This is a genomic window from Maribacter chungangensis (assembly GCF_042676845.1).
Taxonomy (GTDB): Bacteria; Bacteroidota; Bacteroidia; order Flavobacteriales; family Flavobacteriaceae; genus Maribacter; species Maribacter chungangensis.
This window is the reverse complement of sequence record NZ_JBHTHY010000028.1, coordinates 98,536-124,200: the sequence shown is the minus strand read 5'-3', so window position 1 is coordinate 124,200 and position 25,665 is coordinate 98,536. Positions and strand designations below refer to the sequence as shown.

The 25,665-nt window shown below is 42.2% G+C and carries 11 protein-coding genes and 1 tRNA gene; 4 read left to right on the top strand and 8 right to left on the bottom strand.

All coding sequences use genetic code 11. The features are described 5' to 3' along the window. Window positions 1–116: 116 nt before the first annotated feature. From ACFQZJ_RS19710 to ACFQZJ_RS19680, 7 genes are all read right to left on the bottom strand, one after another. A tRNA-Cys gene (locus tag ACFQZJ_RS19710) sits at window positions 117–190 on the bottom strand. 52 nt (window positions 191–242) lie between these two features. Beyond that, a complete protein-coding gene (folB, locus tag ACFQZJ_RS19705; RefSeq protein WP_379936691.1) occupies window positions 243–602 on the bottom strand; it encodes a dihydroneopterin aldolase in 360 nt (119 codons plus the stop codon). A gap of 45 nt (window positions 603–647) precedes the next feature. Beyond that, window positions 648–1,592: a PorP/SprF family type IX secretion system membrane protein gene (locus tag ACFQZJ_RS19700; RefSeq protein ID WP_379936690.1), complete on the bottom strand. Its 945-nt coding sequence runs from the start codon at window positions 1,590–1,592 to the stop codon at window positions 648–650. Window positions 1,593–1,609: 17 nt separating this feature from the next. Beyond that, complete coding sequence (locus ACFQZJ_RS19695) at window positions 1,610–12,493, bottom strand: T9SS type B sorting domain-containing protein (RefSeq protein WP_379936689.1); 10,884 nt, start codon at window positions 12,491–12,493, stop codon at window positions 1,610–1,612. Window positions 12,494–13,537: 1,044 nt separating this feature from the next. Then, window positions 13,538–14,023, bottom strand: a complete 486-nt coding sequence (locus tag ACFQZJ_RS19690; protein ID WP_379936688.1) for a DUF423 domain-containing protein — start codon at window positions 14,021–14,023, stop codon at window positions 13,538–13,540. A gap of 396 nt (window positions 14,024–14,419) precedes the next feature. Next, complete coding sequence (locus ACFQZJ_RS19685; RefSeq protein WP_379936687.1) at window positions 14,420–16,630, bottom strand: PorP/SprF family type IX secretion system membrane protein; 2,211 nt, start codon at window positions 16,628–16,630, stop codon at window positions 14,420–14,422. Between the two features lie 7 nt (window positions 16,631–16,637). Continuing rightward, complete coding sequence (locus ACFQZJ_RS19680; RefSeq protein WP_379936686.1) at window positions 16,638–18,884, bottom strand: T9SS type B sorting domain-containing protein; 2,247 nt, start codon at window positions 18,882–18,884, stop codon at window positions 16,638–16,640. 222 nt (window positions 18,885–19,106) lie between these two features. Between ACFQZJ_RS19680 and ACFQZJ_RS19675 the strand changes: the two genes are divergently transcribed. Beyond that, entirely contained in the window at window positions 19,107–20,792 is a 1,686-nt protein-coding gene (locus tag ACFQZJ_RS19675; protein ID WP_379936685.1) for a glutamine--tRNA ligase/YqeY domain fusion protein, read from the top strand. A 723-nt stretch (window positions 20,793–21,515) separates the two neighbouring features. On the opposite strand, the gene ACFQZJ_RS19670 is transcribed toward ACFQZJ_RS19675, so the two are convergent. Beyond that, complete coding sequence (locus ACFQZJ_RS19670; RefSeq protein WP_379936684.1) at window positions 21,516–22,448, bottom strand: SPFH domain-containing protein; 933 nt, start codon at window positions 22,446–22,448, stop codon at window positions 21,516–21,518. A gap of 457 nt (window positions 22,449–22,905) precedes the next feature. Between ACFQZJ_RS19670 and ACFQZJ_RS19665 the strand changes: the two genes are divergently transcribed. The 3 genes from ACFQZJ_RS19665 (at window position 22,906) to rlmF (ending at window position 25,661) form a co-directional block, all read left to right on the top strand. Then, window positions 22,906–23,406: a hypothetical protein gene (locus tag ACFQZJ_RS19665; RefSeq protein WP_379936683.1), complete on the top strand. Its 501-nt coding sequence runs from the start codon at window positions 22,906–22,908 to the stop codon at window positions 23,404–23,406. 94 nt (window positions 23,407–23,500) lie between these two features. After that, entirely contained in the window at window positions 23,501–24,448 is a 948-nt protein-coding gene (locus ACFQZJ_RS19660; protein WP_379936682.1) for a tRNA dihydrouridine synthase, read from the top strand. Between the two features lie 265 nt (window positions 24,449–24,713). Further along, window positions 24,714–25,661 carry a 23S rRNA (adenine(1618)-N(6))-methyltransferase RlmF gene (gene rlmF, locus ACFQZJ_RS19655; protein WP_379936681.1) on the top strand — a complete coding sequence of 316 codons (948 nt, stop codon included), beginning with the start codon at window positions 24,714–24,716 and terminating at the stop codon, window positions 25,659–25,661. Window positions 25,662–25,665 lie beyond the last annotated feature (4 nt).

Genomic DNA, 25,665 nt, shown 5'->3' with positions numbered 1-25,665 from the left:
CAAAAAGAAAAACCCTCCGAAAAGAAGGGTCATGGAGGCATCGAGCGCCCCGAAGCCTCGGGGGAACCGCTGTACAAACAACACCAAAAAGAAAAACCCTCCGAAAGGGAGGGTCATGGAGGCATCGAGCGGATTCGAACCGCTGTACAAGCTTTTGCAGAGCTGCGCCTAGCCACTCGGCCACGATGCCAAAATCGAAGTGCAAAGATAATGCCTTATTTCAAGGTTTCAAAAAGATATAATCACCTTCTTTTGGATTTAAGTACAATAGTTACTTTTTCTACATCCCCGTTAATTGGCGGGTTGATTTTAGATACCGCTATTGTCGATTTTTTAACGATAGGTATTTCAAGCAAAATTCTATCGTTTATCCGTTTGGCTACATGCTCCAACAATTTGGAGGGTATGGCCATCTCTTGCTCCACTATCTTGTTGATGTGTACATAATCTACGGTATCAGCAAGGGCGTCGCTAATAGCGGCTTTAGAAAGATCGGTTTTAACAAGAACAGTTACTAGATAATCACTGCCAATAATGGTTTCTTCGGGAAGACAACCATGGTGGGCGTATACCCTAATATTCTCTACGCGTACAGTTCCCATGAATTCATTATGATTTTGGCAAAACTACTGGAAAGAATCCAAAATCTAATAGGTACACCTACAATTACTTATTCCTTGGAACAAGTCAACACCCAAGGTCACCACATGCGTACCACTACTATATCCTAAAATTTCATTTAGAATAACCTGATAAGAATAACCGAAGTAAAAGTTGTTCTTTTTAAGTCCTACGATTGGGGCAATGTACAAAGGATCTCCTATCTGGTCGTTCAAAAAACGGTAGGTTACCCCAGCGTAGTAGTAGTCTTCAAAGTCGTACCAGCGGAACTTTACGTTCAAATCTGTCACCGACCTGCCGTCACTTTCAAATAATTGAAAGAAAATGGATGGCTCTATCTCCAGGTTGCTGTTTTTGCTTTTACTGTATCTATATCCTGTATACAAATAGTAATTACGAAGTGTATTGGGTTCAAAAATCGGATTAAAAGCTGTTAAATCCTTTTCCAAGAGATTGGATGCATTCGCGCTGATATAAAACTTATCGTAACGGTATAATAGTCCCACATCAAAGTTATGATTGGTCGTTGCCCTATCATCTGTTACACTGGGGTCCAAGGCATCAAAGTTTTCTATGTCTATTCTAAACTGGTTGAAATTATAGGAGATACCAAAGGATAAAAACTCATCATCATAACGGTCCAAGGTCAAATGGTGTGCAAAGGACATCCTGGCGCCACGTTGTTTTGTTTGGCCGTTACTATCATTATAAAGCAAGGCACCTATACCGGACTTTTCACCGACACGCATATCCGCTGCCAATGACTGGGTATCCGGGGCATCTTTAACTCCAACCCATTGCGTAAGGCCGTTCACCCTAATTTTTACATGGTCTCCAATACCTGCGTATGTGGGAGACATTACAAAAGGGTTGTCTGCCAGATATTGTGATAACTGGGGAATCGTAAGTTCCTGGCCTCTTAGTGCAAAAACTCCTACAAACAGAGCTAGCACCACTAATTGTTTACGCATATTATTTCGGTTAAGCATCATCTATATAAGGTAAAATTTCCTATTAATTCTCTTTTGTCCTCGGCACCGTTAAGTCTTACTGCGTACCAATAATCACCTGTAGGAAGCTCTTTTTTATTGTATAATCCGTCCCATCCTGCATCATTTATACCCATTCGGTATACCTCCCTACCATAACGATCAAATATTATGATTAGTATTTCAGGAAAGGTTTCCATATTTCTAGGTAGCCAAAAGTCGTTTTGACCGTCACCGTCAGGGGTAAAAAAGTTGGGGAATTCAACATCTATAAATTCCATAAAAATACTGGCTTGTACCTCGCATCCGTTTTCATCGACCACGGTAACTACATAGGTATCCGTTCTGTAAATAGTAAATACATTCTCCGCGCCCATGTCCCTATCGCCCAAGTAATAGGTATACCCAGGTCTACCGCCATTCACATTGGCCGTTATCTGGTTAATGCCGTTCTGTTCCAAGGTTAAGGATAAAGGGTCAAAGGCCTCTATTTCGAACTCAAATGTTTGAACACACCCATTGGCATGTGCGATAGCTATATAATGTGTGCCCGGTGCCGTATTTCTAAAATCCGGGTTCAATTGCATGTCAGTAGGATCTGTGGAATTCAAAGCATACATTAGGTCCCCAAGTACTGTTGGGTCTTCTAACGTAATATTTACATAGTTACTCGGCAAGTCTCCATTACACTCGTAAACAGGTGTAACGGTTGCATTAAGGTTAACTCCCGGTTCAATGTCCAGAACAGCATTAATTTCGCAATCGTTCGCATCTCTTACAAACACCAAGTAATTACCGCTTGCCAGTCCGGTAAATTCTAAACGGTCTTGGACAAAATCCACTTCCGAATTAGAATTTAAACTTGTTCTATATGGCCCTGTTCCACCTGTAATTTCTAAGGTAATTGTGCCGTCTTCACTTCCTACACATACTTCCGGTGTAACGATCGCCGTAAGTTCTAAAAGTGTAGGTTCGGTAATGGTATACTCCAATTGTTCAAAACAACCGTTCGCATCCTGTGCAATAATCGTATAATCGCCCGGACTCAAATCCGTAAACGTGTTAACATCATCGAACTGATTCAAGTTAGGTGATATCGCATATTGATATCCTCCGGCACCACCACTTAATGTTACGGTTATGCTAGCATCGTTTTCTCCAAAACAGGAAACGTTCACCACATCTTCCGTATAGCTTAACGGAACTGGATCTATAATAACTACTTGTTCCGGAGCTACGGTACAATCCTCACTGGTTACCTCAACGTAGTAGGTGCCCGCTGGGAGTCCGTTGAAAATACCCTGAGATTGAGGTCCTGCAATTCTGGATCCAATACTTAACGAAACATCCGTATATAAGGCATATTGATAATTCCCTAATCCGCCATCTGCTGTTGCCGTAATTCCAGCGGTACTATCGCCTGTACAATTTACAAAGGCGGCCGAATTGTTAACGGTCAAGGTCAACGGCATTATAAGGTCTTCCGTAATTTCGTTGGAAGCAATGGAAGCACAACTAAAGTTATCCCTAACAAAATAGCTGTAGGTTCCCGCCGAAATGTTGTCGAACACATGTGTATTTGGTCCGTTCAACATATTCATGGGGAAGAAATTAACACCGTCTGCACTATAGCTGTAAGGCCCTGTTCCTCCAATAGCCCTTAATTCCAGTTGTGCCAAATTGGTACAGGTAAGTGCACTTGTCCTGAATAACTGTGCAAATACCTCCGTAGGCTCAATTATTTCAACTCTTGGCGTCTCTGCGCTACAACCATTGTCGTCATCTAAAACAGTAATGCTGTAATAGCCCGCTCCTAGATTGTTAAAGGTATCCGAAACTTGTCTCGGTGTGGTCTGCAAGGGCGTAGTCGAGGTCATATCGGCATACACATTTAATCGGTAACCATAGGTTGCGACAGCGGTCCTTGGTGCCACGGTGGCTGTAACAGATGCCGTATTGTCCCCAAAACAGGAAAGCGTTGTGGCACTAATGCTAGCCACTATATCATCTGGTCTAATAAGTGTTATGGTGGCCGTTTCGGTACAACTAAACGCATCGGTAACGGTAAAGGTATAATCGCCGGCAGATAGTCCGCTGAAAATATAGGCGGATACATTGGGCTGTGTTCCGGATTGTCCTGTTGTTGCGTTGTTCCAATCTATGGTATACGGCCCTTCTCCCCCAGTAGGGACCACGGATATGCTACCCTGGTCATTGGAACAGCTTACGCCTAATTCCTCAACCGGAACGACTGCGATAGGTGCGCTGGGCGCCAATACCGTAATTACATTGGAATTTTCTATACAGAACGGAGCCTGTGTTTGGGTTATCCTCACATAATAGACACCTCCTGGCAATCCAGTAATCGGAGGTAAGGCCGTAGCGGTATCCCCACTACCTGCTTGACCGACAATTGGATTGTTACCATTGTCAAAAACTTGGTAATCATAAGACCCCGTATAGTTGGCTATGCCCACACTGAAACTGCCTTCATCTACACCGTTGTTCAAACATTCTTCGTCGGTTAACTTTGTGGCCGTTACCTGCATCTCTTCCGGCGCATCGATCGTGTGTACGGTTTCAATAACACAGTTTGTATCCAAATTAGTAATGGTTACCCTGTAATTCCCGGCATCTAAGCCCGTAAATTCCCCTGTAGTATTGGTAGCGGTATAGACCACGTTAATTCCGTTCAGTGTGTACTCCAAATTAGGGGTTGCTGTGACGGGCGTTACTGTCACGCCAACTTGAATCCTGGCGTCGTTACCTGGAATACAGGTAAGTTCGTCTAAAGTCGTTACGGTTGGGTCGGAGATCTGTACAAAAGGCAGAATGCTCGCGGTAGCTGTCCCCAAACATCCATTTTGGTCATATACATTGATGGTATAGTTTCCGCCTAAGGGATTGGTTTCGATAAATGTTGTGTTACTTCCGTCCTGCACGGCTACGCCTGGGTTAATGTCATTGATAAACTCGTATCGAACATAATTGTTTGAACCGCCTGTAACGTTTAATACACTTATACTGGCATTATTTGTATTATTGGCAACCGTACAACCAAACTCCACGGGAACATCCATCGTTACGACCATAGGATTTGGTTCTGAGATAAGTACTGCGCTGCTCGTTGTTGTACAATCATTATCCGTTGCATTCCCTGAAATGGTTATGACATAACCCAAGGCAGTGGTCGTAGGTGCAAGACCGGTGAATGTAGCTGTTGTTGCCGTTGTTGATGCAGGTGCAATACTTGCCGCGGTACCATCAAAAGATGTTATTTCGAAGGTATAAGGTCCTACACCGTTGTTCACGGCAGCTATGGTTATGGTTCCATCAGCATTACCAACACAGGTAACATCCGTAGTTGCTATCGCATCTACAACCGGACGTATTTCCGGTAAAACCTCGGCCGTAAATGTTCTGGGCGTACAGGTAGGCGTATTATTGTCATATACCGTGACAGTGTATGTGCCCGGTACTCCAGTTGCCCAATCAATAGTATTTGCTGGTGATGGCAAAGCAGTTCTAGCTTGGTTTACCGGTCCGGCAACTTCAAAGTCATAAGATCCAGAACCGTTGGAGGCGCCAATACGAATAATGGCCTCCGGGGTAGGCGTACAGTCCAACAATTTGGTTACGGCAGCGTTTGCCTGAAAGATAGGATAAATCTCCGCTGTATCGGTAGCGGTACATCCATTGGCATCGATAACAGAAATAGCATAGGTGCCAACGGCCACATTATTAAATATCCCACCATTGTTTACATAATTTGCCCCACCATCAATAGAATACAAATAAGGAGCCAAACCTGTAGCCATAGTTATTTCAATACTAAACGGAGTAGCGCAATTAGTTGTATTAACACTTGCAATTGTTGGAGCTTGAGCTACGTTCATGGCCACCGTATGGGCTGGTAAAGGCGTTACGGGACAATTGAACTGATCCGCTATTTCTACCAAGATATTGAACGGAGTAACCGTAGCATCCACCAAATTTGAAAGTGGTACTTCTACGATCGTGTTCGTAGTAACGATATCCGCTATAAAATTGGTGCTACTTAAGGTGTATGTATACATTCCACCACCACCAGTTGCATTTTGGATCTGTATTAATCCAGGATTTGCACAAGTAATATCTTGCAGCACAACCGGAGTAAAAGTAATTGGATCTAGTTCTTGCAGAATAATATTCTCACTGCCAATAATACAGTTATTAGGGGCAGCTCCGCGAATTTCTATGTAATAATCCGCAGGGGATAGACTTGCAGGAGCAGGAACGGTAAACGAGTCCCCGGAAGTAAAACCGGCTATACTTCCTGTATCAACAGAGGTTGCTGGACTTCCTACCCGGAACAACTCCCAATCGAAAGAACCACCTAGTTCCCCCAAGGTATCTGTTACCGTGTACGTAATTTCACCATTATTCAGGCCATAACATGAAGGTGTAACTTGTCCTTCTATACTTACTGGCGGTGGTGCAACATCATTTACATTGACACTACTCTGCCTCACACAGCCTGGAGGTCCAGATGCATCTCGTACATAAAACACATAAGTTCTACCTGGTACAAGTCCATTATATACAAAGTTTGTTGGCGTGGGAGCAGTCCAAGTTGCCGTTGCCGGATCAAAATTTGCAGGGTCCTCGGAGTACGTATACTCGTAGGGAGCTAGACCAGCTGTACCCTGAACGGAAACCTGTAGGTTACTACAGCTAATCAATGTTGCCGTCAACGTAATATTTAGGTCATCTAAAGGAAAAGGAATCGTATATCTTGGGAAATCTACTTGACAATTGGTGCCGACCACTCTAATGGCCGGCTCCACTTCCGTACCGGAGGCATAGGCCGGTCCAATAAAAGTGTCGTTAGCCTGCCAATTAGTACCACCATCGGCACTAAATTCCAAAGCACCTAAAGTAGTAGTGTAATTGTTAAAGAAAAACCCGTAAAGGCTGGGGTCCGGATCGCATCCTGGAGGCAATACCGCTACGATATCCGCAACTAGCTCATCCGGATTTATAATGGTCACGGGTGTTTCTGTTCGGTCACATCCGTTTGCATCGGTTACAATTACGGTATAATCACCAGGGCTTAAATTAAAATAGTTCTGTGTAGTTCCTACAACATTGGTGTTCGTTTGATTGGACGCACCCCCATTATCCAAGTCTATTAATTCTATGGTATACGGATTATTGCCGGATGTTATCGCAATAGCTATAGAACCAACTCCGTTGAAACATTCGGGAGCGGTAGGTGTTGCCGTAAACGTTAATGGCACCGCTGGGTTTACGGTCAGCGTCTCCATGTAATTACAGGCATCCGGAGCAATGGCATTATTATCCCTAACATACACATCGTAATCCCCATCGTTACCTGTAGTAACTGCAAACGTGTTTGAAGCTCCAAAATCAGCCAGGGTCGGTGCCGTACCTGTAGGCATAAATGCATATACATAGTTGCCATCTCCTCCTGTGGCGTTTACAGTAATACTACCGTCGTTACAAGAACTAATATGAACAATGTCGGTAGTTGCCGTAAGGTTGGGGTTTATGGTAACGGTTTCGACAATAGGTGTTATTGGGCAGGATAATTGGTCCCTTACCTCAATATCATAGGTTCCGTTTGCCAATCCTGTAAAAGTAAACGTAGTCGCGGTAGCCGGACTAGGAGTTCTCCAAGGACCACCGTCTATCCTAAATTGATACCCTCCGTTACCATCGGTAACGTTCACAAGAATAGTAGCATTATTGTTTCCATCATAGCAGGTAGTCGGAACCGCCGTAAACACTAACGGATCTAAAGGCATTACCTCTAATGCCGTATCTATAGGGTCTATACAGCCATTTGAATCTCTGGCCAGCACCAAATATTCACCTTGCGGAAGATTTGGAAATACGGTATTACCTAGGTTGGTATCAAAATCATAGGTGCCAATCACATTTCCTAAATTATCTTCTAACTGATAATCGTATGTGGGTGTTCCGCCACTTGCCGCAGCGGTAATAGTTGCGCCATCTGTACAGGTAAGTTCTGTTGTAATGCTGGCTGTCACCGCTACAACTGTTGGTTCTGTAATATCACGTGTAATTGAGGTAGTACACGTAATCTCATCTGCTTTTCTGACCTCTATTGTTTGTGTTCCAGCTCCAAAAACAGGGGCGGTAGTTACCGGAGAAGTTAGAGAGCCTATCCAATTAAGACCTCCGTCAACGCTGTACTCGAAACCAGCAACAGCATCAAAATTTTCAACAGCAAATGTAATGGTACCATCGGTTAACCCATTACAGGAAACATTGGTTGAACTTTGAACAGAAGATGCAAATATTTCTCCTGCAGCGACAGTTACAGGGGTTTCTACAAATAATTCACATACTTCAGGAATCTGAAATATTTGAATATCGTCTAAAGCAAGGTCATTACCATTATTACCGGAGATTTCAGAACGTATAACAAAATCAAGGCTCGTATTTGCTCCTGGATCAAAATCAGTCGTAAATAAAACCCAATCATCCGGACCGGTATTCTTGGGAATTTGTCCTGTTCTAATGGATTGGATGACCGTACCGCCCGCATCAACTATTTCTATGGTTAAATCCGGATTTAAAATTGTTGAGGTGGATCTTACGACATTGAATATGTTCAAAGAAATTCGTAAGGGCCTGTTTGGTATAATATCCTGTATTGGTTTTGTGTAAATAACTTGTCCTGGACTAGGGGTGCCCACATTGATCACCAAAAATCTACCGTTAGGGTCTGATGGGTCCGTGTGGTCATTTGGACTTAACCAACTTCCAAAAGGAGCAACTATTCTGTTGGTAACACTATATTCAAAGTCGTTAATGTTCCTGTTTGTATCCCCTCCACCTGCGGTACTTGTTGTTTGATCCTCGTATGCATAGCCTATTGTGTCCGGACTAGGTATACTTCCATTGCCTACGCCAAAATCCTCTGAAAGAAGCAGGCTTGGTGTTGGCGGAGTTTGAGCGGTGTAGTATGTAGTCACCGTATAGGTTCCTGGGGCCACATTGTTGAATACGTTACTTGTTGGGTCTGGAGAATTTGGGACTCCGTCCAACTCAAACCTATAGTCATATCCACTTATACTTGGTGATGCCGTTATGGTTCCGGTACCATCACAGTTGTAGTTAACTTCAGGGGTTAACGCTACATTAGGAGGCATGGGTAGGCCTTCAACCGTTACATTCATTGGAAATGAGCAGAAAGCATCCCTGACCAAAACTGTATAATCGCCTGGGGGCAATATTTGAATCGGAGAAGCGCCCCATGTACCGCCACCATCAAAACTATATTCATAAGGTGCAGTACCTCCAACTACGTTGGTAATTCGTACCTCAGCGCCATTGGGGTCACAAGATGCGTCCCTTGCCACACCAGCAGATGCACTTAACGGAAATGGTTCGTTTAAATCATAGGGCATTGATACATCGCAACCGCTACTGTCCAAAACCCTGAGCTCATAAGGGCCGGCCGTTAACCCAACAAAATTAGGTGTTGGCTGGTAGGTAGTACCGTTGTCTATACTGTATTGGAACGGTGCTACCCCGCCCAATACATTTATTGTTAATTGACCATTGGCATCACCACTACAGGAAGGCTGTGTTTCCGCTATCGAATCTATTGTAAAAGAACCAACATCGTTTATGGTTACCGGGTTTGAAATCGCATAACAGTTGTTAGCATCCAGGATTAGAAAAACATAGATGCCGTCCTCTCCAGGAAAATATTCATCTATGCCATCATTATCCGTATCTCTCCAACCAAAAGTAAATATGTCTTCGTTTTGATAGGCATTGGGATCTACATTGTCAACTATCTCCTGCTCGGTTGCAGAACCTCCCGGATCGTGCAACAATACCCCGTCTTTACTCCATATCGCATATTGAAAATCCGGACTGCCCTGGCCTCCGGTTCTGGTCAATTCTATACTTCCCGCACTACAGCCTATATCTGCAATAGTCAATGCGGTTAAAGTAGGGTCAGGAATTCTATCTACCCGTACAGACTGCACATCCAAGCAATCATCATCGGAGCGGGTAACGACAAAATAATCTCCAGCGTTCACATTAAAGGTATAACTATTAACGGGCTGCGCCGTTTCCGAATCTATGAGTGTGCCTCCCGGATGGGCGGGGTAATAGTCAGGACTTGCCGCACTAGGTGGTGGCGTACCATCATCTAACCGTAACTCATAACTATAATTAGGGAAAACGTCCAAGGCGTCAATTTGAATGGAACCCTGGTTATTACAATTGGCATCGGTAGTAGTAATATCCACTTGCATATCCCTATCCAAAATACCAATATCCGGAGTGCTAAAAATACAGGCGTTATCTATAGGCAACCCGGTAACATTATCCAACTGGGTAACCTCTACCCTGTACGCGCCGTTGGATGTAAAATTAAATACCGGACCATTATTGGCACTAAAAGGTATTTCAATGGTATTGGTGGCAACGTTTATCAACTGGAAACCATATCCGCTACCAATATTTGTTACCGTTATATTTCCTGGCGTTTCACAAACTACATCCCTAGACGTATACTGGATATCTAAGGTGTTCTGGAATACATTGAAGTAAAACCTGTTAAAACATCCATTTTGGTAGGTAACCACCAACCTGTATTTTCCTTCGGAATTTGCTGTAAAAGAGTTCCCAATATCCACCTGATTCCATGTACATGTTTGGTTTTTATTGGCACAATCATCTCCCGAGTCTGCACAACTGCCTTCATCTAACTGCTCCCAAACAATACTGGTAGCATCTACAATGTTTACTTGTAAAAGTTGGGAGTCATTTACGCCACAAAGGAATATTTTAGGTAGTAGGTCCCCATCAACCGAACAACTAACGATTTCACCTTGTATATCATTGTTAGGGTCTGCATCTGAGTTAGTGTTATTAAAAAATTCAATTATAGGATTCACATTAGAATCACCAAAGCGCACAACATCTATAATCTCCTTAAAACCTTTACAAGGGTCTGCAACTATTTTATCTACAATATAGGTTCCCGTTTCGGTAATCAATAATGTACTGGGGTCATTGTCAGGGTCACCATCATTTTGAACCGTATCCGAAGGGTCTAAAAGACCATTTTCGTTATCGTCCCTAACCCAAACATAAGAGTCGAAATTATCGCCTGCATCCAATATGGCATTATCCCCACACAACTGTATGGTTCTTCTAAAGTTACAATCGGAAAGGTCATCCAACAGGAAGTTGGTTGCGCCGGGCGTTATAAATCCGCAGGTATCAAAATCGGTTACACTAGGGTCGTCCGTTATCTCATTGTCATTAACAACACCCCTATAGGTAGAATAAGCAAGGTTTTGAATAAGATCCGTACATGCATCTATAAAATCAAAACAATTTTCGGCTACCCTAACCCTCATGCGAATGCTTGTAATAGGACTGGTATCCGTAACCAGTTCGTTTGGAATGGAAAAAAGCACCGTCCTAGTCGCAGGGTCAAAAGTATATGTTACACCTGTTGGCAGCGACCCTGGTGTTAAAAAATAGGCCTCGTCCAAAGTAACATTAATCGGTAGCACATCTCTTATGGTGTACTGATCCGCATTGTCGTTTCCTATGTTGTCAAAAGAAAGCACATAATCCAAGGTTTGTCCCAAATTTACCCCTAAACCAGTAATATCGTTACCGGCTATATCCTCTACCCTTTTTTCAAGTACAATTTCCGGTTCAATAATTTCTATATTGAACGAATTGAAAAACGGAAAATATTGGTCGCCTGTTGAGGTAAATCTAAAGGTAGCGGCAGTTTCGTTATTGGGTATGGTGTTTGTTGGCAGGTTTAGGAGGTCTGTATCATAGCCTAAGGTATTTACGCTAGACGGTGTACGGCCCGGCAATAAAGTACCGTTAATGGTAATATTACTGTTAAAAAAATTGGTGACCGGGTTTACGCCGTTCCTAATCCTATAAAATGGCCCAGGGGCATTTAAACTTGCACGTATGGCCATTTCGTCTCCGGTAATCCTATTGTCTCCTTCAAGCGCCGCGGCACCAATATTGGCCCTTACCGGACCAAATGGAATCGTGGTAAATCCGGTATAGTCGATATCAATTGATGGATTTGCAGTCCTAACCCTTGCAAAACCATCATAGGTTGTAATCAGTTTTCCCGTTAAGGTAGGATTCTCATATACAATCACCAAGGTCCAACCCCCTGAAACTCCTCCAGGAACAAAGCCTTGTGAAACTCTAATGTTACCCACAGTGTAGGTTCCCGAAGGATCCGCCAAAGCGGTAACCTGTGCAGTAACGTCTGCATAACAAGCATAAGGGCTATTTCCTCTCATGGCTGCATCAGGACTGGTCGCACCATCATAAAGCACCTCATCTGCCGTAATATCCACATAACTTCCACCCGGAACTTGGAATTTTACTTGGTTGAAATCGGTTGATCTTGTTCCGTCTTCTTCACTAACATAGGTAGCCGACCAATACAATGCCGCATATCTAATCCTATTACAGTCTGGCTGCCCAAAAACAAAGTCTGCGGAACTGGAGTTGAATGTAGTGGGATCGGTGTCTATGTCGATATACCTAATATCGAACCAGTCATTGTAGGTAGATCCGTTTCCCGTAATATCGTAAGGATCTTCCGGTTCTGTTGCAGCCGTACCGCCGTCCCTATTTACGATATCGTTCGCAATAAAGGTTAGGTCTCCCTTAATGTTGGTTTGATACCTGAAATTATCCCCGGAAGGGTAGGTTCTTGTAAAAGGCGTAAATTCTTGTGAGTAGCCGGCCAAGGTTCCCAAGAATAGAACGAGAACTAAAACAAGTTTGGTTAGGTATTTCTTCATTTTGATAAAATCAAAAAACGTTTGTCTCATATTTTTAAGCTGCCAAGGTGAACCTTGCTTCTGAACACTTTGCTGATTATGTTCAAAGTAGATATGGATTCAAATGGAATCCAATGCCACCAACTACAAATATTGCTTTAAGTAAATCGATGTAAAACTTAATGTTGTGGCGACGGGTTTATATGTTGTGAAACCAGTATTTGCCATAGTATGACCAACAAAAAACATCAGTTCTTAGGTGAGCAAGGAGCTCTTCACACGCTATCCAAGGTTTGAAACGTGTTTATGGAAAACCGACGAACAGCGTATTTTAGAGATAAACAGAGCCTTTTTTTAAAGAGGTTTAGTTCCAATTGTGCTAGATTAAGAAAAACTTTAAAAACGGTATTTGTAGCGTTAATGGTAACCGTAATCCAAAGTGAACTATCCGTCTAAAATGGAACTTTAGGACTCCATAAATATTCTAAAAATGGCCGATTTACCTTTTGCGTTATTCCCTTACACCAATAGGAGAATCAACGGTTAACATATCATTTTGAGGTAAAGTCAATTGGGTTCAAATCCAAGGGATACTACTCGCGCAAAATAGTATTGAGGAACCACTTCGTCCAATAGAACGATAGATAAAAACGGGCGGTCACCTTAGGTCTAAAGGACCGTTGGAAAACAGTCCTACAACATAGCTGCCACTGACAATAAAGAAGTTAATTTGATGTTTTTAAGACCACGTCCGACTCAAGATCTTTATCCTTACGATTTTTTTGGAGCGTAACTGAAGACAAGAAGCCGTTAAGCAGGGCAGAAACGATATTCTTGCCCATTATAGCATTTCCCAATTGAAAATCATCCGATAAATTGTTTCTTTTTACGCCTTACTTCAGAATAAAAATCGGCCATAACCCTGCTATGCCCGGTTTTTCTTTTTCAGAGGATAAAAAACAATTCAATTTCTTTGGCCGGTTTTGAAAAGAGAACCGGTATTAGAGCTAATAAATATCTGCAATTTACCCCGGTATCCTATATACGGATGAATCAATAGACGCTATATCGCTGGACTATTTGCATGCCATATTCCTAGTTAGGACCAAACATTTTTGTTTTTAAGATGTTAGAAATCAATATTTGATATTCTTGAATATTCCTGTTGTATTTCCTTTGGGCCATAATCCATAAAAAAATGCCTATTACCAGAATTATTGCACCAAACAAATACGTTGAAGTACTACTGATTTTGCCTAAGGTGATAGCGATTAAAAGGCCTAAAACCAAAAATACATGTGTTATTAGTACTAATTTCCACAAAAGGTGTTGACTAAATAAAATTTCTATATTGGTCTCGTTCTCAATTTCCGTTTTTGATAGTTTTCCGTTAACAATAACATTGTTACTATACATAAGATACCATGCATACCGAATCCGTTTACGTATTTTAAATTTTATTACTTTTCCATCATCGTTGTTGATTCTAAACACTAATCCGTCTACAGGTTTGAGTGCCGATTCTAAAATATGACTAATCTCTTCAGGATTACTTTTTGCTTTTAGATTCCATGTTTTCATAATCTTGTTGTAGAAATATACGGCAAAGGCCCTTATATGAACTAAGCTGTAGCTTTGGGCTAGTGGTCAGATGTTTTTAGTCTAGTGCTCTACCTACATAAATATAGTGAGGTTTTGGGATATAAATCGTGCTTTTGACCTTCCCTTGAAGAGCGAGATAAAAGGCCTAATGGAAATGGTGAAATATCTTGATTCCAACAGTTCGGTATGACGTTGATATTTTTGATTTATCCTGCCTTTGAAGTCACAACGAACCTTTGAAGAAATGACGTTTTCCCTAAAAAATACTGGTTTTATGGGTTAAGGTTTAGCCGTTGGACCATCGACCTGGCCTAAAGTATACCAGGTAAAGAAGTATTTTCCAATATGTTGGTTCTTGTAATACCTATACTTCGTCTATGCCATCTGATCGGATTTCACCCGCATAATCCACATCTTATCATCATAAGCATCGTTTAGCTTGGTGTAATAAGAGATCAAGGCATTGGTCCATTCATCATGTCGCTTTAGATAAACATACCGATAGTTATTTTTCGGATTGATGAAATAGCTTGCGCTCAAACCAATAGAATTAAGCAAGGCCACAAAACGATTGGCGTTCTCCGGAACTGCGAAAACGTTCGCTATAAGGTAATATCCGGAACCTAATCCGTTTATTTCATAGCCGTCGTTATCTGACCTGTTGGCCACAACTTTATCCTGTTCTATTACATTTGTACGCAGTACATCGGTATCATACCTAGAGGACTTCTCCTTTAGCTTGTTTACGTTGTCCGCATAAGCCTCATTGGTATATCTGTTATCCACGTTCATGATCCACGTAGGGCCGTCATAACTTCCGTTAAGATTGCTCTTAGCAGCGGCCTCGGCTTCTGCAAAAGTATCGTATCTGTTCAGATATACGTATTTAAGTCCGTTGTTGGGGTTGTCCACATAATCCGCATTGATGCCCTTGGCATTTAACTTGTCCAGAAATTTATCAAGGTACTGCCCGCCCTTATATACATTGGCCACTACATAAAAACCATCGGTAACTTCAGGTAGGTCCTTGAACCTTCTGCTTTTGATTTTGTCCTGAACCGCAGTGGTTCTGGTTTGTGTGGCAATGGCTCTGTTCCTGTTTGCATTAACAGATGTGTACTCCGGTTTTTTGGGCACCGTAGTCTTTGATGGATTAGCAATTGCGACAGCATCTTGCTCAGTAGTATTCCATTCGGTATTTTCTTGTTCGCGTTCTACTGCTTGTTTTCTTGATTGTTGCGCGGCGACCACTGATGTATTTACTGCGTCTTTCTCAACTTCATTGGGTTGAGCGGTCACATATTCTTTTCCACCGTCCATACTGGAGTTTTCCGTTGCCGTATCAAGAGCTGCTATAGTGGAATTGTCTTTTTGTCCCTTGAACAGAGCTTCTGCCCTACGTTCCAGCTCCGGATTATTCCCATTGGTTTCATTACGCACCATGCGCATTACCATATTAAAACGACGTTCCAGATCTGACTGACGTGTAGCTTCAAGCGAATCTTGACGGAACATGAGTTCCTGGATGATGGCATCGTTCTCCGCTAATTTTCGTTTCAGTTCTTCAATCTCCTCGTTACTTGCCAAGGTATTTACCTCACTCTCAAAATCGTTTTCTACGGTATCTAGCTCCTCATCATCGAACAACACTCTGTCCTCCGTAAGATTGGGCGTAAAGGAATAGGCAAAGGAAATCTCATGGGTAAGTCCAAAGTTATCAAAATTACTGGAGAGGCCTTTTTCCATCGTATACCCTAAGGAGATGCGTCTGTTCAAATTAAACCCAGCTCCGGCGGCGGCACCGTAGAAACTATCATATCCGGCCTGTAACCATCCAAGCTTTGGCAAGTCCAAAATTAAGCTTCCGCCCAAGGTTAGGTCTTGCTCCCCTATTTTTCTGGCACGGGCCAAAGGCATTAGCCTGCCCTCTTCTAAAATGCCCGTGCTATTTTTAAACTGATGGGTATATTGTAGGTGTCCCGAAAACGTTTTGTCACGAAACTCCGTAACAGACTCATTCGTCCTTAAATTATAGTCAAAAAGATTTTCGGCAAAAACACCAACATCGAAGTTGCCATAAGACAAATTCAATCCCGGCTGGACAGACAGTAAACTTTGGTCTTGTAGGCCAGCTAAAAACGGATCTAGTTCCACCGTGCTAGCCCTACCTTCATCAAAGCCACTATTGTAATAGGACATGTTAGCTCCAAAGGTGAGGTTACTTTTATCGTTCAACTTTACCCCATAAGCGTAATTGGCCAGTACCCCAAAGTTACTTAACAGACCTTGCCGTTGGGTATATAAACTTAATCCTAAACCTGTTCTGTCACTTACACGTCCACTGTAGCTTAAAAAGTAGTTTTGGTTATTATCATCAAACTGTACAGATTGGTTTCTGTGCAATAAATTGATGTACGACTTATCTTCCCTAACTGTTGAAAAGGTAGGGTTGATCAAGAACCTATTGTACTTTAAAAGGTTTTGCGCAGGCACATCGTAAGAGATAAAAGGGTTCTCTTCCTGTGCGCTTACTTTGGTTAGCGCCAAAACTAATACTAATAGGTATAAAATATTTTTCTTTAGCATGGTAAGGTTATCGTATTACGGTAATGGTACCCTGTTTAAGCACCTCGCTGGCATTTCTGATCTTATAATAGAACACCATATTTTGTTTTTGAAAGGCCGTGGACGACTGCGGCCAGTTGTTGTTGTAATCAAATTCGTTTAGAATTTCCTCTCCTTGTTCATTGTAAATAATAACATTTACATCGGCCTTATTTGAATATAGGTTTGGAATGATCCATTGGTCGTTAATACCATCTCCGTTTACGGTAATCACATTGGGCACCTTGAACGTATCCAAAATACTAACGGTTACTTGTTTCGTTATTTCACAATTATCGATACTTGCAATTAATGTATAGGTACCTGCCTCGGTAAAAGTAACACTGTCCGACGTGCTCATTTCATCATTTGAAGCATTCATCCATCTGTAAGCGGTTCCTCCGTTCGCCCTTACCGTTCTGGATGTTCCTTCTGGCAATACAATTTCACCGGCAGGATCTAACGTAATTAAGTTTTCGTCCAAAGGAGCTATTATGATTTCGTTGGAAATCAAAGAACAGCCATCCTGTTGTAGTACCAAACGGTATGTTCCCGGTTCGCTAATGTTCAACGATTCATCCGTTGACGATACCGCTACACTATCTTTTTGCCATTCAAACGTGGCCGAAGTTAAATCGGTAGTGGTGCTTACCGTAACAATATCGCTCGCGCTACAATAAACCGTACTAGTACTCGTAATGGTAATCGTCTCACTGGTGAGCAACTGTATAGGTAAGGTATTAGAAATTTCGTTATAGCCGGCCAAACTTGCCGTAAGAACGTAATCTCCGTTCTCTGTATTAGATGCAAGACTTATGGACTTACCGGTTTGCCCGGCAACATCCGTTCCGTTTCTTTGCCATTGGTAGGTAAACGCATCTACTAGATCTGCCGTTACATCGGTGGTTGTTCCGTCGGCGGCAACAGCGTTGATCGTTTGTACTTCCAAAACCATGCTTGTGGTAACACAGCTTGTGTAGGGCGAAGCATAATCGGCTACCAATTCAAAAGAAGCGGGGGCTACCGCAACCGTTGTTTCCGAATTCTTTGATGAACTGGTACAAGCACCTCCGGACTGGGTTACTTCTGCATAATATTCGCCTTCTTGTGTAATACTTAAAGTACTGCTTGTTTCGCCAACCAGCTCAACTGCGTTCCGAAACCATCTAAAGGTTGGTGAATTTGCAGTAGTACTTACATTTAAGGTCTGTGTTTGAGAAGGTAAGACTACAACATTGGCAGGGTTGTTCCGGCTTACGGTATAATTATCCGCATTTGTTATAGCAACAACTTCGGAACGTTCGGTACATACGCCTGGTGCAGATATCTCTACTGCATAGTCTGCCTCAAAACCAGGAGTTGCCGCGTTCACGGTATATGAAGAACCAATGGCCCCTAAAATTGCAACATCATTCTTATACCACTGGTAGCTCCATGACGGGTCCGTTATCGTAATGGCCAAAGTCTCCGAATCTCCGGTGCACAATGCCGTACGGGTAGGCGGGGCAATGGCAATACCGGAACCACCTGCGCCAATAGTGACGTCCACGATATTAGAATCTGTGTTTCCAGAACCCGTACAAATAGGCCCGTAATCTATAAAAACACTGTACATGCCGCTTTGGGAGATGTTCAATGTAGGGCCTGTTTCCCCTACTAACAAGGTGCCGCTTCTGTACCACGAATACTGATAGGTTTCAGGATTGGCGATGTTGTCTACCTGCAAAACTATCGGGTTGGTACTACATATACTTCCAGGAGGTACTCCGTCTCCGGCCTCGCTAATATTAAGGTTAGAAGTTACGTCCATGTAATACATGTTGTAAGCGTCCGATTCGGCACCGATCCTAACCGGGTCGGTACTTCGTACTCTCATTTTGTAGCCTTGCCCCCTAGTTGTCAAAGGAATGGAGAAGCTGGTATCAAAATCTGTATTTGTGTTTTGATCGGTAATGGTGGCTAGTGTTTCCGGGGAGGCAAAGCTTCCGCTGGCATCGGATAATTCTAGGATAAACTCATTGCCGGCATTGGCAGTACCCGCCCAGGTGATGTTGACAAAATATTCGTTAAACCCACCGTTACCCGCGCAAATTGCAGGCCATGGTGAATTTCCTGCCAAGTTTGGATTGTCTGCAGGTACGGGAGCGTTGATTACAATAGCTTGCGCACTTGCTTGAAATGCTATAAAAAGCAGTAAAAAAACGGTTAAGAGGTAGATTTTGGAATAATTTTTCATAATGATCTGTAGTTTTGGGCCCCTACTCGTACATGAATATCAAAGGCATATCGTTACAAACCTTCTATTCAACGGCAAATATGTTCCTTTTAGCGTATTCTTGGAATTTATTGTTGTAGCACCCCTTAAAAGTGTTGTGAAAATCGTTTAATATAAGGTGAACCTATTTTAAACGCAGTCCTTAGCGCATTTTTGCTACTTTTGTAGCCTGAAAAAACAAATATGAGCGAGACATCAAAATCCTTGAATTTTATAGAGCAGATCGTAGCCGAGGATCTTCAGAAAGGCTATACGGAAAAGGACCTGCGGTTTCGGTTTCCGCCCGAGCCAAATGGCTATTTGCACATTGGCCACGCAAGCTCAATATGCCTTAACTTTGGCCTTGGCCTTAAACATAATGCCCCAGTAAACCTTAGGTTTGACGATACCAACCCTGCCAAGGAGGAACAACGCTTTGTAGATGCCATTAAACGGGACGTTGAATGGCTCGGATTCAAGTGGGATACCGAACGGTATGCGTCTGATTATTTCCAGCAACTCTATGATTGGGCCGTGGTATTGATTAAAAAAGGAAAGGCCTATGTAGATGATCAGTCCTCGGAGGAGATGGCCAAGCAAAAAGGAACGCCAACCGAACCGGGAACGGAAAGTCCGAACAGAAACCGCTCCGTTGAAGAGAATCTTGCGCTATTTGAAGCCATGAAAAATGGTGAATTTGAAGAAGGGTCCCATGTGCTTCGTGCCAAAATCGATATGACTTCTTCCAATATGCTAATGCGAGACCCGATCATGTACCGTGTACTGCACAAAGCCCACCATAGAACCGATACCAATTGGTGTATTTATCCCATGTACGACTGGACCCACGGGGAAAGCGATTATATAGAACAAGTATCCCATTCTTTCTGTACACTGGAATTTGCAATGCATCGCGAATTGTACGATTGGTTCTTGGACCAGGTATACGAGGCCGATAAAGTAAGACCGAAACAACGGGAATTCGCCAGACGCAACTTAAGTCATACCGTAGTTAGCAAACGAAAACTGGCACAATTGGTAGAACAAAATATCGTTAACGGATGGGACGACCCACGAATGCCCACCATCTCCGGACTAAGAAGAAGAGGCTACACACCGGAAAGTATTCGCAACTTTGCGGATACCATTGGTATTGCCAAACGGGACAATCTAATTGATGTATCCCTACTTGAATTTCATGTTCGTGAGCACCTAAATAAAATAGTGCCAAGGGTTATGGGTGTTCTAGACCCTTTAAAAGTGGTCATTACCAACTATCCTGAGGGACAAGAAGAGTGGTTAACCGCCGAAAACAGTCCGGAAGATGAAGCCTTAGGCACCAGAGAAGTGCCTTTTTCGCGAGAAATATATATTGAAAAGGCGGATTTTAAGGAGGCTGCGAATAAAAAATTCTTCCGATTAAAACTTGGGCATGAAGTGCGCCTGAAGAACGGATATATTATTAAGGCGGAAAGTTGCACGAAAGATGCCGATGGCAATGTAGTGGAAGTACAATGTACATACGACCCCAAGAGCAAAAGTGGCAGCGGCACCGAGGAAAGTCTTAGAAAAGTAAAGGGAACGCTACATTGGGTCTCTGTTAAACATGCCATCCCGGCAGAGATTAGGCTGTACGACCGCTTGTTTACCGATGAAAGTCCGGATACCCATAAGGACAAGGACTTTATGGAATTTATTAACCCGAACTCCCTTGAGGTCATCACCGGATATGTAGAACCCAGTTTGGCAACGGCAAAACCACAAGAGCGGTTCCAGTTCCAACGTATGGGCTATTTTTGTGTAGATCCAGATTCCCAACCGGGCAAACTGGTCTTTAATAGAACAGTAGGACTGCGCGATTCTTGGGCCAAAATCCAAGAAAAAAGCTAATACCTTTGGGTATAGTTTTGTTTTCTAAAGATTTAGTTAAAAACAGCGTTGATTTACCAAATTCATAAACGTACCGTTTAAAAGGGTTCGCTAATGTTCGAAGCCCTGTGGGCTATGGGTCGCTTACTTATTTTTCTTGACAGGCACTCCTTTTTTTTGAACAAACTGTTCCCATTATGGTTCCTTCCCCTGTTAGGAGAAGGAACACGGACCGAAAATGAAAGTGTATAGCGATAATTTCAAAAGGTTCTATTTTGCTTAGTACAACATAAAGAGCTGTCAACGCAAAATTAAACTACAGCCTTTTCTAACTAAACTACCATCGGCTAAAGACCGATGGGTTTTATTTTGCCTAAAGGCGACTAAAGAACCAAAACCCCAAATTTTACGACCTAATAACAAATAACTATTAACCAATAACTATTCTGGGGGCTACAAAAGTCGTCGCCTGAAGGCGAGGGATTTTCCCCCAGAATCATACATTAAAGTTTAAAACCCTGAAGTTCTATTACAGCTACTTTGGTTATTGGGTTATTGATTATGAATTATTCTGTAATTCGAAGTAAATAACTGAATACCCTATTAGCACTATAACCATTTTCAATTTTATTGCTTCATTAAAACCTATGGATTAAAAACCCATAGCGGTTTAGTATGGCATAAAAAAGGCCGTAACGTTTACTTCGTTTCGGCCTTTTATAAACTATTTTATAGCTATAGCTGTTAGGACTTCTTAGGTTTTTCGATGTTCGTTTTTTTCATGGACTCCCCGATCATGTTGCTCGCTGTAAATGAGGCTACCATATTGTTCAACATGTCACTACCTGCTTGCGGAGAGTTGGGCAACAGGATTAAATTGGTATTCGTTTCCTCGCCAATAGACTGCAAGGTATCATAATGCTGGGTAACCACGATCAATGCTGAGGCCTCTTGGGAGTTGATGCCTACTTTGTTCAGCACCTCGACCGACTCTTCCAAGCCTCTTGCTATCTCCCTTCGTTGGTCTGCGATACCTTGTCCCTGTAAACGCTTGCTTTCCGCTTCGGCCTTGGCCTTTTCTACAATTAAGATACGGGCAGCATCCCCTTCGAACTGTGCAGCGATCTTTTCACGCTCCGAGGCGTTGATCCTGTTCATAGCTTCCTTAACTTGAGAATCTGGATCAATATCCGTAACCAAGGTCTTTATAATGTCAAAACCGTATTCGGACATGGCATCGTTCAACTCTGCTTTTACTGCAAGGGCTATGTCATCCTTTTTCACAAACACGTCGTCCAATTTCATCTTTGGAACCTCGGCCCGAACCACGTCAAAAACATAGGATGTAATCTGCTCGTGCGGATAATCCAGTTGGTAAAAAGCGTCATATACTTTTTCACGAATTACCCTGTATTGCACGGAAACCTTTAACCTCACAAATACATCGTCCAAAGTTTTTGTTTCAATAATCACATCCAATTGTTGAATTTTAAGACTAAGGCGTCCGGCAATTTTTTGTACAAACGGAATCTTAAACTGTAGTCCGGATTGCCTAATACTACTAAACTTTCCAAACGTCTCTATTACTGCCGCCGTTTTTTGCTTTACGATAAATATGCAGGAAAAAAGAATCAGCACAGAAAATATAATAATCGGTATAAAAAAGAAATCTCCCATAGTTTATGATTTTAAGGTTTCTAGCAAAATACGAAAGCTTGACCTAATTTATACGCTTTTAACCGTATTTGTTGTAAAAGTCAGGAAAAAGAGGTCTTCAAATCCAACAAGTCTCCTTTCTAGTATTTTTCTCTACTTGGCAAAACAACTATGCGTATGACCGTTTTTTTTAATCTTAAACGCTAAACATAATATATTGTTCCCTTATCTACTACCAGCTTTGGATTCGTGCAAAGACCCCCCCTATTGCCCTGCGATTGCAGAACCTAGTTCCTACACCTATAATCCCTCGCTTCATTCTCCTTTCAACGGCCAGATGCTTCTTCCATTATCCTGTAAGAAACAAACTGTTTTGAAAACAAACCAAAAGCGTTCAAACATCTGGATATTCAAATTTTGATTCCTTTTTTAGCATTAAAGCCAAATCAAGCGTTAATTTAGCCTAAAACCAACTGATATGAAAAATTTAATGCTTGCCCTTTGTGCAGCTATGCTTTTCTCTTGCCAGCCAGAAACAATAACTCCTAATGAAGCGGTTAAAGAAGCACTAAAAGCGGTTGTGGTAGGGGAAACGCTCGCCTATATGGAAAAGGACTATGAAAAATGGGCGTCCTATTGGGAACACAGTGATGATGTGCTGCGCTTGGATGTTACTAATGCAGGTTTTTCGCAAACGAGGGGTTGGGATAAAAGTGGTGGTAATTTAGCGTCCTTTTTTAAGGAGAATCCCGAACCCATAACGTCTACGTTTGAAAACTCCAACTACCTTATTTTTCACGATACCAGTTTAGGTTGGGTAGCATTTGATCAGGAATGGACAAGCGAAACAGGCGAAAAAAGCGTGGCTAAAGCGGCCATTACGTTGATTAAAACAGAAAACGCTTGGAGGATTATTTCCTACACGGCCATACAGTATGACGCAGAAAATCAAAATGTAAGTACTTTGGAGCGAGACTGAACATTTTTGGCCTAGCCGTTCAAATTTAAAAGTTATTGGACTTCTATAAGATCCAACACCTATTATCCTATCTTTATTCCCTTAAAATTCCTTAATGCCCTATTCGCTCCTATCCTCACCGTTACAAGGTTTTACAGATGCCATTTTCCGTAATGCACAGCAGAAATTTTTTGGTGGGATAGACACTTATTACGCACCCTACATTAGATACAATCGAAAGATGGTCATCAAAGGTTCCTATCAACGCGATTTAAACCCCGAGGTGAATACCGCCATTACCTTAATCCCACAAGTAATGACAGCGGATGCAGATGAATTTATTTATACCATAAAGTATATACAATCCTTGGGATATAACGAACTAAACTGGAATTTAGGCTGTCCGTACCCCATGGTAACCAATAGCGGTATGGGTTCTGGGCTTATCTGTAATATTGAAAAAATAGACCATATTTTAAATCGGGCCCATAGCGAAACCGATGTGACCATTTCTATGAAAATGCGATTGGGTTATGACAACAGTACCGAAATATTGAATGTGTTCCCGATTTTGGAAAAATATCCCCTAAAGAATATTGCCATCCATGCCCGACTTGGAAAGCAACTTTATAAAGGAGGTGTAGACCTTGAGGCGTTTCAAAAATGTTTGGACATCGCAAAACACACCCTGTACTATAATGGCGATATTACATCAGTAAACGGGTTTGTGAAAATGCGGGAACAATTTCCGCGTATCAACCATTTTATGATCGGCAGGGGACTCATCGCAGACCCTTTTTTACCCAGTATGATAAAAGCGGGCACCACCCAATACCCTGCCAATCGATGGGAACTATTTAGGAAATTTCACGATACTATTTATGAACAGTATGATGCGATCCTTTCGGGGCCAACACCCATAAAAATGAAAATGCTCGGTTTTTGGGAGTTTTTTGCGCAGTCTACCCACAATCCTCAAAAAGTATATAAGGCCATTAAAAAAGCAGGGAATCCTTATAAATACCAACAAGCGGTTAACGCTATTCTTGCGGCACAGAACTAAAATTCTGAATAGGTTTCCTAACATTAGAGCGTTGATTTTCTATTGGTTATGGTTCTTTATATACTAATTGGTTTTTTTGAGTGCGCTATATGAACAATAAGTTGAGGTGCCATTCGCCAGCTGTACCGTTTCGGAAAGTGTATTGGCACCGCCAAAGGGTTTGATGCTCCGAGGCTTGCTTCGAAATTAAAAATCAGTTTCTTATTAATGCCTCATAATCTTGCCCCTCCGTAGTTTACTTGGTTTTTTATAATACCTTTAAGCCATGTCTTCGAAAACACCAAAAGAAGAAAAATCAAGACTCCATCCTCGCAATAAGAACAGATCGCGCTATGACCTAGGTGCTTTGGTAAGTACCGTCCCGGAGCTGAAACGTTTTGTAAAGCCTAACAAAGCAGGTGCGCCATCCATCGATTTTTCAAGCCCAATAGCCGTAAAATTATTGAACAAGGCTCTCCTAAAACATTATTATAGCATTGCCTTCTGGGAATTTCCCGATGAAAATCTTTGTCCCCCCATACCGGGCAGGGCAGATTATATTCATTACATGGCCGATTTACTTGCAGAAAACAATGCAGGAAACGCTCCCCTTGGAAATAACATCACCTGTTTGGATATTGGCGTAGGTACAAGCTGTATTTATCCCATTATCGGGGTCACGGAATATGGTTGGCGGTTTGTAGGCTCGGATATAGATCCCAAATCCCTGGCAGCGGCACAGAAAATTATAGACTCTAATGAAGTTTTAAAAGGCAAGATTGCCTTAAGGTTACAGCATGAACCCGCTCATATTTTTAAGGGCATGCTTAAACCAAACGATAACATAGACATCACCCTTTGTAACCCGCCTTTTCATGCTTCTATAAAAGAGGCACAAAAAGGAACTAGAAGAAAGATAAAAAACCTAGCCGGCAAAAAAGTGAAAGCAGCCGAACTCAATTTTTCCGGGATAGCCAATGAATTGGTGTGCGATGGCGGAGAACTTCAGTTTATAAAAACTATGGTCTTAGAAAGCGCACAGTTCGCTAAAAACTGCTGCTGGTTTTCTTCTTTGGTTTCTAAAGAAGCCCACCTAAAAGCTATCTATGCCTGTCTAAAAGAAGCTGGAACGGCGGCGTTCAAAACCATTCGTATGGGAACGGGCAATAAATCCAGCCGTATCGTAGCTTGGACTTTTCTCTCCAAAAAAGAACGATTGGTATGGGGCTTGTAACCAA